At 73.5% G+C, this 11831-nt stretch carries 10 protein-coding genes; 5 read left to right on the top strand and 5 right to left on the bottom strand.

Annotated elements, in window-relative coordinates; genetic code table 11:
• The first annotated feature begins 112 nt into the window (after positions 1-112).
• The 3 genes from AC5R91_RS16665 (at position 113) to AC5R91_RS16675 (ending at position 2439) form a co-directional block, all read left to right on the top strand.
• Complete coding sequence (locus tag AC5R91_RS16665; protein ID WP_495392280.1) at positions 113-1084, top strand: ribokinase; 972 nt, start codon at positions 113-115, stop codon at positions 1082-1084.
• Positions 1085-1267: 183 nt separating this feature from the next.
• The gene (locus AC5R91_RS16670; RefSeq protein WP_495392281.1) at positions 1268-1684 is read left to right on the top strand and encodes a response regulator; all 417 of its coding nucleotides are present in this window, start codon (positions 1268-1270) and stop codon (positions 1682-1684) included.
• Entirely contained in the window at positions 1681-2439 is a 759-nt protein-coding gene (locus AC5R91_RS16675) for a histidine kinase (RefSeq protein ID WP_495392282.1), read from the top strand. The genes AC5R91_RS16670 and AC5R91_RS16675 overlap by 4 nt, the downstream gene beginning before the upstream one ends.
• 188 nt (positions 2440-2627) lie before the next feature.
• Here AC5R91_RS16675 and AC5R91_RS16680 read toward each other — a convergent pair whose 3' ends face one another.
• The 3 genes from AC5R91_RS16680 to AC5R91_RS16690 form a co-directional block, all read right to left on the bottom strand.
• On the bottom strand, positions 2628-4670 hold the full coding sequence (locus tag AC5R91_RS16680; protein WP_495397986.1) for a hybrid sensor histidine kinase/response regulator: 2043 nt from the start codon (positions 4668-4670) through the stop codon (positions 2628-2630).
• An 86-nt stretch (positions 4671-4756) separates the two neighbouring features.
• Positions 4757-6220, bottom strand: a complete 1464-nt coding sequence (locus AC5R91_RS16685; protein WP_495392283.1) for an NAD(P)/FAD-dependent oxidoreductase — start codon at positions 6218-6220, stop codon at positions 4757-4759.
• 63 nt (positions 6221-6283) lie between these two features.
• Positions 6284-7441: a phosphatase PAP2 family protein gene (locus tag AC5R91_RS16690; protein ID WP_495392284.1), complete on the bottom strand. Its 1158-nt coding sequence runs from the start codon at positions 7439-7441 to the stop codon at positions 6284-6286.
• 526 nt (positions 7442-7967) lie between these two features.
• Here AC5R91_RS16690 and AC5R91_RS16695 point away from each other — a divergent pair.
• On the top strand, positions 7968-8726 hold the full coding sequence (locus AC5R91_RS16695) for an SDR family oxidoreductase (protein WP_495392285.1): 759 nt from the start codon (positions 7968-7970) through the stop codon (positions 8724-8726).
• A gap of 25 nt (positions 8727-8751) precedes the next feature.
• Here AC5R91_RS16695 and AC5R91_RS16700 read toward each other — a convergent pair whose 3' ends face one another.
• Positions 8752-9081 (bottom strand): hypothetical protein, encoded by a 330-nt coding sequence (locus AC5R91_RS16700; RefSeq protein WP_242419218.1) that lies wholly within the window; start codon positions 9079-9081, stop codon positions 8752-8754.
• 600 nt (positions 9082-9681) lie between these two features.
• Here AC5R91_RS16700 and AC5R91_RS16705 point away from each other — a divergent pair.
• A complete protein-coding gene (locus tag AC5R91_RS16705; RefSeq protein ID WP_495397987.1) occupies positions 9682-10443 on the top strand; it encodes an SDR family NAD(P)-dependent oxidoreductase in 762 nt (253 codons plus the stop codon).
• Positions 10444-10782: 339 nt separating this feature from the next.
• On the opposite strand, the gene AC5R91_RS16710 is transcribed toward AC5R91_RS16705, so the two are convergent.
• Complete coding sequence (locus AC5R91_RS16710; protein ID WP_495392286.1) at positions 10783-11730, bottom strand: TIGR03854 family LLM class F420-dependent oxidoreductase; 948 nt, start codon at positions 11728-11730, stop codon at positions 10783-10785.
• Positions 11731-11831 lie beyond the last annotated feature (101 nt).

Consider the following 11831-nt stretch of genomic DNA (forward strand, 5'->3'; position numbering starts at 1 on the left):
GGTACCCGGCCGTCCGGCCCCCGGCCGCGGCTCGGCTCTGCCACGATGGGCTGGCCCGGCCGTCGGCGACACCCAGGCGGCACGCCGGTGACCAGGTCGCGGGAGGCGCGCGGTGGGACGGGTCGTGGTGGTCGGCTCGACCAGCATGGACGTGACGGCCCGGGTGGATCGCATCCCCGGGCCGGGCGAGACGGTGACGGGGAACTCCGTGACGCTGTCCCCCGGCGGCAGGGGGGCCAACCAGGCCGTGGCGGCCCGCCGGCTGGGCGCCGAGACGGTCATGGTGGGCGCCGTCGGCTCCGACGGTTTCGGCTCGGCGCTGCGGGAGTTCCTGCGCGGCGAGGCGGTCGACGTCACCCCGCTGGCGGTCGTCGCCGGGCCCAGCGGCACGGCCGTGACAACGGTCGACGAGGCCGGCGACAGTGTGATCGTCGTCGTGCCGGGCGCCAACGCCACCGTGTCGGCGAGTGGCCTGGATGCGCTGCGGCTGGGCCCGGGTGACGTGGTGCTGTTGCAGAACGAGATCCCCGCGTCGGTGAATGCGGCCGCGCTCGACCGCGCCCGCGCCGCGGGCGCCCGGACGCTGCTGAACGCGGCCCCGCACCGGTCCTCCGCGGCCGGCCTGCTCGCCGCCGCCGACCTGCTCGCCGAGGCCGACCTGCTCGCCGAGGCCGACGTGCTCATGGTCAACGAGCACGAGTTCGCGGGCCTGGTCCCGGCCGCCGTCGGCGTCGGCTCGCTGCCCGGACCGCGGGCCCTGGTCGAGGTGCGCGGCCTGCTCGCCGACGGCGCCGGACCGAACGACAACATCGTCGTCACGCTCGGCGGCGCCGGGGTGTGCGCGCGGATCGCCGGGACGGTCGTCACCCTCGCCGCGCGGCGCGTCCCGGTCGTCGACACGGCCGGGGCCGACGACTGCTTCTGCGGGGCGTTCGGCGCCGGCCTCGCCGGCGGTCTGCCCGCGGCCACGGCGCTGTTCCACGCGAACCTCGCCGCCACCATCGCCGTGCAGCGTCCGGGCGCCGGCCCCGCGATGCCGACCTGGGCGGAGCTCGACGACCTGTTGACCGGCGGCGGCCCATAAGGACCGGCCGGTGCAGGGGTGATGCGGCTCACCCGCCGTCCACGGTCGCGGCTACTGCGCAGCCGGCCGGCCCAACTGCCGGCGAGTGTCGGCGGGAGCCCCTGGTGCCCGACCGGTTACCGGTACCGTTGCGGCGGAGGGGACGTGTGCTGGGCGGATGCGGCGGCTGAGGCTGGTGGGGAAATGGACGCTCCGAGGGCGCTCGTCGTCGACGACAACGAGATGCTGCGCGTGCTGCTGGGCCGGATCCTGTGCGCGGAGGGGTTCCGGGTGAGCGCCGCGGGCTCCGTCGAGGAGGCGTTGCTGCTCGACGCCGCCGCCCACGACGTGCTGCTCATCGATCTGCGTCTCGGTGGCCGCTCGGGCGCGGATCTCATCGACGAGCTGCGCCGGATCGACCCGGCCGTCACGGCGCGCTGCCTGGTCCTGACCGGTGCCGCCGGGTTGGATCCGGTGCCGGCCGGTCTCCCGGTGGTGACCAAACCGTTCACCGCCGACGAGCTGGTCGCCGCGGTTCGCGAGGTCCTCCGCGCGGACCGGCCGCGCGGCACCGACCAGGAACACGGCACCGACCAGGAACACGGAGTCGACGGGGGGTGACGGCGCAGACCGACGGCGACGAACCGGCGACCGCGACGCAGACCGCTCCGGCGCGGACCCCGGCCTGCCCCGTCCCCCGTTCGCCGGGACCGGACGGCTCCCCGCCCGCTCCGGCGCTCGACCTGCTCCACCTGATGGTCGCCCTGCAGGAGCGCGGCCACCGGGCGCTGGCCGAGCGGCTACACGACGGCCCGATGCAGGACTTCACCGCCGTCCTGCTCGAACTGGCCAGCGTCCGGCGGCGGCTGTCCGGCGACCTCTCCGATCTCTCCGACCTCGCCGACCTCGCCGACCGCGTCGCCGGGATCGAGCACCACCTGCGGTCCACGACGAGTGCGTTACAGCTCCCGCCGGGCGCCTTCCGACTCGGCTACGACGCACGCCGGTCCCTGACGGCGGGGTTCGCCCTGCGGATCGCCGGCCTGCTGGTCACCCGCCTGGACATCGACCTCCAGGTCGACGACCATCCGCCCACCCGCGCGGAGATCTCGGTGGTGCTGGCCGCCGCGCAGTTACTGCTGATGGCGAGCGATCCGGTGGGCACCGGCGAGCACGCCTGGCTCGCGGTGCGCTCCTCGCCGGCCGCGGTCGACCTGCGGCTGCGGGTCCGGCCCGCCGGGTACGAGCCGCCCACGGACGCGGCGCGGGCCGAGCGGCTGCTCCCGGTCGCCGACCTGCTCGGCGTCGAGCTGCGCCACGACCCCGCCACCGGCGGCTGGAGCGCCGCGCTCCGCCTCGGCCGCCCCAGCACGTAGCCGAGCTTCCCCGCGTTCCCCTGCACCTCTGTCGCGGGGCGGTGCCGGCCGACCGGCCGGCGGCGAGGCGAGCGCCGTCCGAGAACACAGGCCGTCACCGAACAGTGGGAAGGAAGAACACTGGGAAGGAACAGGCGAGCGGCTACACCAGGCCCCAAACCGGCCCGCCGCCCGGATCGTGATGCAACTCAGTTCTCGACCGGGTTGTCGAGGACGTCCCGCACCTTCGCCAGCAGCATCTGCTCGGAGAACGGCTTACCCAGCAGCGTCAGTCCCGGATCGAGGGTCCCGTTGTGCGCCAGCACCGGGTAGGCGTACCCGGACATGAACAACACGCGGATGCCCGGCCGGTGCCGGCGGACGAGCGTGGCCACGGTCCGGCCGAGGACCTGCGGCATGACGACGTCGGTCAGCAGCAGATGGATCTCGGTGGGGTGGCTCACGGCGAGTTCGACGGCGCGGTGCCCGTCCGCGGCGGTGATGACCTGGTAGCCGTTGCGGGCCAGCAGACGCCGGGTGACCTCGCGCATCGCCCGCTCGTCCTCGACGAGGAGGATGGTCTCGCCGCCGGTGAGGATGACCCCGTCGGAGATCGGTTCGGGAGTCGCGGCGACGCTGTCCACCGCCGGCAGCAGGATGCTCACCGTGGTCCCCAGACCCACGTCGGAGAAGATCTCCGCGTGGCCGCCGGCCTGGGTGATGATGCCGTACACGGTGGCCAGGCCGAGGCCGGAGCCCTCCCCCTTGCGCTTGGTGGTGAAGAACGGCTCGAAGGCGCGGCTGACCGTCTCCGCGGCCATGCCGCTGCCGCTGTCACTGATGCGCAGGTTGACGTGCCGGCCGGCCTTCAGGCCGGGCCGGTCGCCGGCGATGTCCTCGTGGACGAGGATGTTCGAGGTGTCGATCGTGAGCTTGCCGCCGCCGGGCATCGCGTCGCGCGCGTTCACGGCCAGGTTGACCAGCACCTGTTCGAGCTGACCGGCGTCGGCGAAGACCGGCCAGGGATCGGCGGTCGGCAGGGTGATCAGCTCGACGTGCTCCCCGAGGGTGCGCCGCAGCATCTCCTCGATGTCGTGCACGACGTCGTTGAGGTTGAGCACCCGCGGTTGGACGACCTCCCGGCGGCCGAAGGCGAGTAGCTGGTGGGTGAGCTGGGTGGCCCGTTCGGCGGCCCGCTGGACCTGCTCGATGTCGCGGCGCGCCGCCTCCCACTGGCCGCCGTCGCGTTCGGCCGCCGTCGCCACCACCTCGCCGACGAAGGCGGTGTAGTTGATGATCACGCCGAGCAGGTTGTTGAAGTCGTGCGCGACGCCGCCGGCGAGCTGGCCGAGGCTCTCCAGCCGCTGTGACTGGTGGAGCTGGGCCTCGATCCGCTTGCGCTCGGCCTGCGCGCGCAGGCGTTCCCGCTCCGCCTGCGCCTCCAGCCGGTCGGTCACGTCCCGGATCGCCGCCGAGACGAGCAGGCCGTCCTCGGTCTCCAGGGCGGACAGCGAGATCTCCGCCGGGAACTCGCTGCCGTCGCGGCGGCGGGCGGCGAGCTGCATCTGGGCGCCCATCGGCCGCGGCCGCGGATCGTGGAAGTAACGCTCGCGGTGCTGCGGATGGTGACCCCGGCCGACCTCCGGCACGAGGATCTCCACCAACTGGCCGTGCAGCTCGTCGCGGCTGTACCCGAACAGGCGCTCGGCCTGGGTGTTGACCAGCGCGATCCGGCCGTCGGACAGGACGGCGACGATGGCGTCCGGCGCCGAGTCGAGCAGGCCGCGGAACTTGGCCTCGGTCCGTTTGCGGTCGGTGACGTCCCGGACCGCCGCCGTGATGAGGAGGCCGTCCTCGCTCTCGATGGCCGACAGGGAGATCTCCGCCGGGAACTCGCTGCCGTCGCGGCGACGGCCGGCGAGCTCCATCCCCGCGCCCATCGGCCGCGGCTGCGGGTCGTGCAGGTAGGAATTGCGGTGGTACGGGTGGAGGCGGCGGCCGGACTCGGGGATCAGGATCTCGACGGGCTCGCCGTGCAGTTCCTCTCGGGAGTAGCCGAACAGGCGCTCGGCCTGGGCGTTGACCAGGGCGATCCGGCCGTCCGCCCGGACGCCCACGATCGCGTCCGGCGCGGCGTCCAGCAGGCCGCGGGCCAGGGAATTCGTGCTCTCATCCAGGTGAACCACCCCACGGGGTGAACATCGTGCTACAGACGGACAGATCGTAGCGCCGATGCCGGGCTTCATCATCACCCACGCGGGTAGAACTCGACCCAAACTGCACCAAAGGTCCAGCTAGACCGCCGCCTTGGTGATGGGGAGTGGCCGAGGGCCGGCCGTCATCGGTTCCGGGCGGCGGCGTAGATGCTCGCGTCGGCGTCACTGACCTCGGTCCATCTGCTGGTGCTGGCCGCGGAGGGGCCGGGGTGGGCGACGCCGAGATCGGCCAGGACGGCCTCGGCGGCGCGCCGGCCGGAATACAGGGCGCCCTGGATCGAGCTGGTGTCCCGGTGGTCGCCGCACACGTAGACGCCGGACGGTGTGCGCACCGGCCGGCGCAGCACCCGGGGGCTGGTCATGTCGGGCAGCGCCCGCGCCACCGGGTAGGTGGCCAGCAGCGTCCAACCGGCGGTGTCGGCGCCGTAGAGGGCACCGAGGTGGGCGCGCACGGCCCGTTCGCTGCCGGACGGTGCCGCGGCCGCCGCGTTCGGGCCGGTCAGGCTGAGCGGACCCGTCGCGCGCAACGGGTCGGTGAGGTCGAGCGGACCGGGCGGCGCCGCGGCGGCCGGGGCGTCCTCGGGCACGCCCAGCACCGAGGCGGCGATCAGCGCGGACCCCGGCGGCGCGTACGAGGGCGCCACCTCGCTGAGAACCACCGTGTTGATCACCGGTCCGGTCCGGGACGGGCGCGCCGGCCGCCGGGCGTCGACGGCCCCCTCGACGACGAGCGCGCCGCGGCGCAGCGGCGGTTCGTCCGCCCGGAAATAGTAGGTGGTCACGCCGTGCCAGGCGGGTTCGGCGATCCCCGGCACCAGCCGGGCGGCGGTGGAGCCGTCGGTGGCGACGATCACCGCCCGGGCCCGCAGCGACTCCCCGTCGCGGGAACGCACGCCGCCGCGGGTGACGATGTCGGCGGGGCAGTTCAGCCGCACCGTGCCCGGCCGCAGCCGGGCCGCGAGCTGGCGGGGCAGCGCCGCCATGCCCTCGGCCGGCAGCACCGGCGCCTGGCTGGCGAAGCTGCGCCAGACGAGGTGGAAGAACCGAGCCGAGGTCGCAAGGTCCTCCTCCAGGAAGATGCCGCGCAGCAGCGGCGCGAGCACCCCGTCGATCGCGTGGACGGACAGACCGCGGGCCCGCAGATCCTCGCGGGTGCTGCGCTCGGGTCCGGCGACCAGCGTCGACGGCGGCCGCAGGCGGTCGCGCGCCGTGAGGGCCGCCAGCCGGGCCAGGTCCGCGGCCCGCAGTGCCCGGCCCGGGATCAGGCCCGCGAGCGCGTCCGCGTCGCCGGTCGGATCGCCGAGCACCACCGACCGCACGCCGTCGCGCAGCACCAGCCCGCGCAGGAACGGCCGCGGGCGCAGCGCCGGCAGGTCGATCTGGCGCCGGACCTCGGGGTAGGACGGCAATAGCACCTGAAAGCCGCGATCCAGGTGGAACCCATCGACCTCATCGGTGCGGACGCGCCCGCCGACGTCGTCGGCCGCCTCCCAGACCACCACGCCGAGACCCTGGTCGGCGAGCAGCGTGGCGGCCGAAAGCCCAGCGAGCCCCGCCCCCACGATCGCCACATCGGCCGTCTGCATGGCCACCACCCCGTGTCCGTGGGCCCGCGGTCGCGGTGCTCCCACCGCTCTACGTACCCCCGGCTACGGTCCTGTCCCGCCGCCGGGCTCCGGACGCGGTTCCGGCACAGCCCCCGCCTCCGGCGACGAAGCCGCCGGCTGGTTCGGCGACACGGCCGTCGGCACCGCTGATGCCGTCACGGCCGATACGTTCACGGTCGACGCCGGCACGGTCGACGCCGGCACGGTCGACGCCGGCACGGTCGACGCCGGCACGGTCGACGCCAGCACATCCGGTGACGGCGCCGGTGCGGGGATCCGCAGGGGTGTCTCGTGCCGGTTCAGCCCGCGCCGGGCCCACATGCGGTTGACCTGGTCGAGCACGGCGATCGAGAGCACCACCAGCGAGGAACCCACGATGCCGTCGAGCCAGTAGTGGTTGGCGGTGACGACCACGACCATGATGGTGAGGATCGGGTGCAGCACCATCAGCCACCGGGCGCGGTGGTGCAGGATCGTGATGACCGCCCAGGCCTCGAGCAGCGACCACCCGACGTGCAGGCTCGGCATCGCCGCGTACTCGTTGGCGATCCCACCGCTGCCCTCCCCGTAGGGAGAGGGGCCGTAGACGGCGCCGGTGTCGACGAGCGGAACGTGCAGCACCGACGGCAGGAAGCGGGGCGGCGCCAACGGGTACAGCAGATGGATGATCAGCGCCAGGCCCGTGGTCATGATCAGAACGTTGCGGATGCGCGTCCAGTGCCGGCGGTGCCGGATGAACACCCACAGCAGTAGCATGATGACCGACGGGAAGTGGACGAGGATGTAGAACCAGTCCGCGGCCCGGATCAGCAGGTGCGAGTGCAGCGCCAGCCGCTGGACGGCGACCTCGCTGGGCAGGTGCAGGAATCGTTCGAGTCGCCAGACGTCCTTCGCGGCGGCCAGCGCCGCCGGTTCCCGCCCGCTGGCGAGGTGGCGGCTGAAGCTGTACGTCCCGTAGAGCACGGCGATGAGCAGGAGCTGGCTGACGGCGTACGCCACCGCCCCGGCCACCCGGCGCGCCTGGGCAAGCGGCCGCGCCGGCGCGGGGGCGCCCGGGCCGATCCCGCCGAGGTGGTCGGGCGTCGCGCTGGAGGTTCGCGGCAGCGGGCAGCCCAGCGTCCCCAGACCGTGCCGGACCAGGGGCGAGCTCACCGCCGGGCGGCGGCCATCGGCCGAGTCCGTGGATGGGGCCCAGCTCATCGGTGTTCCTCCCAACGTCCCGCGGCCACCACGACGCGCCACGCCGATCGATCCTCGGTGGATGGTGGGCCCAACCCCCGGCCACACCGGTCCCGCCACCCGCCCGAGACCGACAACCATCGCGAACCGTCCGGTATGCCCTGGACCTACGGGCAGACCATCGGCCGACGCGAGCCCACCGGTCACCGTGTCGATGACGACTGTGCTCCTCCGAACCGCCTTCACGCCACGCGATATGCGCTGTCAGACATCCGTCACATGAACGGTCGAGCCACGACGGAGCCGGTCGCGTCACGGCACCGACGCACCTGAGGGACGCATCGGAGGGGGGCAATGTGACGGCTCCACCGCGATTTGACACCGTCAGTGTCGGATGTTCAACGCTCGGGCGCGGTAGTGGTAGCTCCTCTGTCTGCCGGGGGGACTACCGGACCACGACACTTCGGGCATCCCCACGGCTTCGCCGGGCGGCGCGCAGGCGACCGCGAGCCTGGAAGTCATTCGATAAGCACGAGGAGTGATGGGTATGTCGGAACCGCGCACGCGCGGCGTGGCGGTCGTCACGGGTGGTGGCCGCGGCATCGGCGCGGCCTGCTCGGTCGCGCTCGCCCGGCTCGGCTGGGACGTCTGCGTGGGCTACCGGAACGACTCCGCCGCCGCCGAACGGGTGGCGCGGGCGTGCCGGGAACTCGGCGCCGCCGCCGCGTCGGCCGCCGCCGACCTCGCGCACCCCACCGCCGTCACCGACCTGTTCGCCGCCGCGGACCGGCTCGGCCCGGTGACGGCTTTGGTCAACAACGCGGGCGTGGTCGCCCCCGCGGCCAGGATCGACGAGATGGACCACGCGCGGCTGCACACGATGTTCACCGTCAACGTCACCGCCGCCTTCCTGTGCGCGGGGGCCGCGGTGCGCCGGATGTCGACGCGCCACGGCGGGCCGGGCGGCTCGATCGTGAACGTCTCCTCCGCGGCCGCGCGACTCGGCAGCCCGGGGACGTACGTCGACTACGCGGCGAGCAAGGGGGCCCTCGACACGATGACGCTGGGGCTCGCCCAGGAGGTCGCCGCGGAGGGCATCAGGGTGAACGGCGTTCGCCCGGGATACATCGACACCGAGATCCACGCCTCGGGCGGGGATCCGGATCGGGCGCGGCGGCTGGGCGCGGCCGTGCCACTGGGCCGGCCGGGCCGGGCCGAGGAGGTGGCGGCCGCGGTGGCCTGGCTCTGCACGGCGCAGGCGTCCTACGTGACCGGGGCCGTGCTGGACGTGAGCGGTGGACGGTGACCGGGCCGCCGGCACCGCGGTGGGCTCAGCGGGCGCGCTCGGGGCGCAGGATCACCATCGCGTCGGGGTGGCGGCGGGTGTAGCGCACGGCGGCCCGACGAGGGGAGCCGGTGGCCCACTGGACGCTCCAGTCGACGCCGACGAGGTCGAGCAGCGAACGCAGCCGGCGTTCGAGCTCCTCGCGAGTCTCCTCCTCCGCGATCCGAGCGGCGCACATGACCGTCTCGACGCCGAAGGCGCAGTACACCCCCGCCGTCCACCTCGCCCAGCGGGACCAGCGGTCCATCGTCGCGATGAGCACGAGATGGGCGTCGAGCCGCGCGGCGAGGTCGGCGGCCAGCAATACATCGGCCATATCTGACACGTCTCCGAAGCGAACGCCGACCACCACATGACGTTCGGTCCGAACCCGAGGGGTGACTTCCGTTCGCTCTGCCCGTTCCACGTTTCCTCCCGCGAGGCTTTCCCCAGCGTCGTCGATCGACTGTCGGTGTGAACGGGATTGTCTCGCTTCACGGCCTGCGATGTCGGGGTAACCGACTCATCGTCAGTACCCCCTCTACCCGCAGATCATCTGTTCCGGATCGCGTTTGGGCACGACGCCGGCCGCTCCGGCGGGGTAATACCGCCAGATGCCGGATCCGCACCGCCCGTCAGCCGCTCACCGTTCCCGGTTGATTGTGGCGGGCGAGACCGGAAAGGGGAAGACCTTGGCGGTACCAATGGGCCCTGGAGTGCTCCCACCAGTGGGCCGAACCGACCGACCGTGACCCAGGAGACGCAGGCGATCACCTCCGGTACTCCCGGCGCGTCGATGCGCCTCACCTGCGACGCTTCCACCATGGCGGGACCGGGTCCGTCGGCGGTTCGCGGCGGGTCCGCACCGGCGGGCCACGGGTCGCGTGACGACCGCCGCCGGCACGGCGGTGGCACCCTCGGCACGAAGGAGCAGCAGATGTCGGTGTTGGACCGGTTCCGGCTGGACGGTCGGGTCGCGATCGTCACCGGGGCGTCCTCCGGTCTCGGGGTGGACTTCGCCCGCGGTCTCGCCGAGGCCGGCGCGGACGTGGTCCTCGGCGCCCGGCGGGTCGAGCGGCTCGAGGCCACCGCGAAGCTGGTGGAGGCGGCCGGCCGGCGGGCCCTCGCCGTCGCCGCCGACGTGGCCGACCCGGCCAGCGCCGAGCGGATCACCGCGGCTGCGATGGAGGCCTTCGGCCGGGTGGACGTCCTGGTCAACAACGCCGGGATCGGGACGGCCGTGCCGGCCCTGAAGGAGACACCCGCACAGTTCCGCTCCGTCCTGGACGTCAACCTCAGCGGCTGCTACTGGATGGCGCAGGCCGCCGCCCGGGTGATGCGGCCGGGCAGCAGCATCGTCAACATCTCCAGCGTGCTGGGCCTGACGACCGCCGGGCTGCCGCAGGCCGCCTACACGGCCAGCAAGGCCGGGCTGTTCGGGCTCACCCGGGATCTGGCCCAGCAGTGGACCGGCCGCCAGGGCATCCGGGTGAATGCGCTCGCCCCCGGCTTCTTCCGCAGCGAGATGACGGACGAGTACCAGCCCGGCTACATCGAGACGCAGTTGACGCGGGTCCTGGACGGCCGCTTCGGGGAGCCGGCGGAACTGACCGCCGCGCTGCTCTTCCTGGCCTCGGACGCCGGCAGTTTTGTCACCGGGCAGACACTCGTGGTGGACGGCGGTTTCAGCATCACGTGATGCACCGCCCCCGGATCGCGTCCGTCAAACCATCCGTGTACCGCCGATCGGAGTCCGGACCGATAACCGCCAACCGGGCCAGGAACCGTCCGGGTTGTCCGGCAAGCCCGGATCGTCCGTGGGCGAGGTTCTCCGGGTCGCCTTCCTCGGGACGGCCTCGCGTTCTTGGCACGCAGTCCGTTCTCCGGACTGAGTCGCATTTTCTGGATGGCGTCGCGGTCCTGGATGGCGTCTCCCGGATGGCGTGGCGGTCCCGGATGGCGTCGCGGTCTCTGGGTGGTGGCACCAGTTCTCCGGACAGCCTCAATTCTCGGCTTGGCCTCAGTTCCCCGGATGGCCTCAGTTCTCAAGTGGCATCAGTTCGGCCGCGAAGGAATCAAGGAAGCTCGGCCAGCCGTCCGGCGTCGTCATCGGGTGGATGACGAACTTGCTCACCCCGGCGGCGAGGTACTCGCCGATCAGCTCTCGCGCCGCCGCCCACCCGACCGGCATGAGCCGCGCCGGATCGACATCGGGGTAGCGCCCCCGCAGCGCCGCCAGCGAGTCCGCGGCCGGCGGCGCGAAGGCGACGCGCAGGCTCAGCCCGAAGTGATCGTCGTCGATCCGCCGGCCCGCCGCCGCGGCGGCCGCGTTGATCTCGGCGATGCCGGCCGCCGCCTGCTCGGGGCTGACCATGCTCGCCAGCCAGCCGTCGCCGAAGCGGCCGATCCGACGCAGGGCGGCCGGGGCCGCGCCGCCGAGCCAGATGTCCAGCGGTCGGGTCGGCAGCTCCCCGATGCCGACGTCGGTGAAGTCGAAGAACTCGCCGTGGAAGGTCACCCGCGGCTCGCGCAGCAGCCGGCGTAGGACATCCAGTGCCTCGTCGAACACCTCGCCTCGGCGGCCCGTGCTCCCCGCGGGCTGCGGCTCACCGCGGCCGGCCGGCGGCCCGGCCTGGGCCCCGGTCCGCCCCGGGGGGAGCGGGTAGGCCGGCCGGTCGACCGGCCGGCCCGGGGCGAGGCCGAGCACCGGCAGCACCCGACGCGGGGCGAGCAGCGCCAGCGACGCCAACTGCTTGGCGAGCAGCACCGGATTGCGGCCCGGCAGCACCGCCACCCCGGTACCGATCTTCAGCCGGCTGGTGCGGCCCAGAGCGAAGGCCATCCCGGCGAGCGGGTCCACGGCGGGGGTGGAGAGCTGCTCGGACAGCCACAGCGAGTCGATCTCGAGCTTCTCGAGCCGGTCCACCAGGGCCGCGAACCCGGCCGGCGCCACGCTGCCGAAGCCAATGCCGATCCGGACCTTCATCAGCTCTCCATCCCGGCCCGGGATCCGTCGACGCCCGAGCCCCCGCTCCATAGTGGGCGCTGAACGAGCGACGTGGGTCACCTTTGCGCGCGTCGGCCGCC

It is taken from the genome of Frankia sp. BMG5.60, from assembly GCF_059428125.1.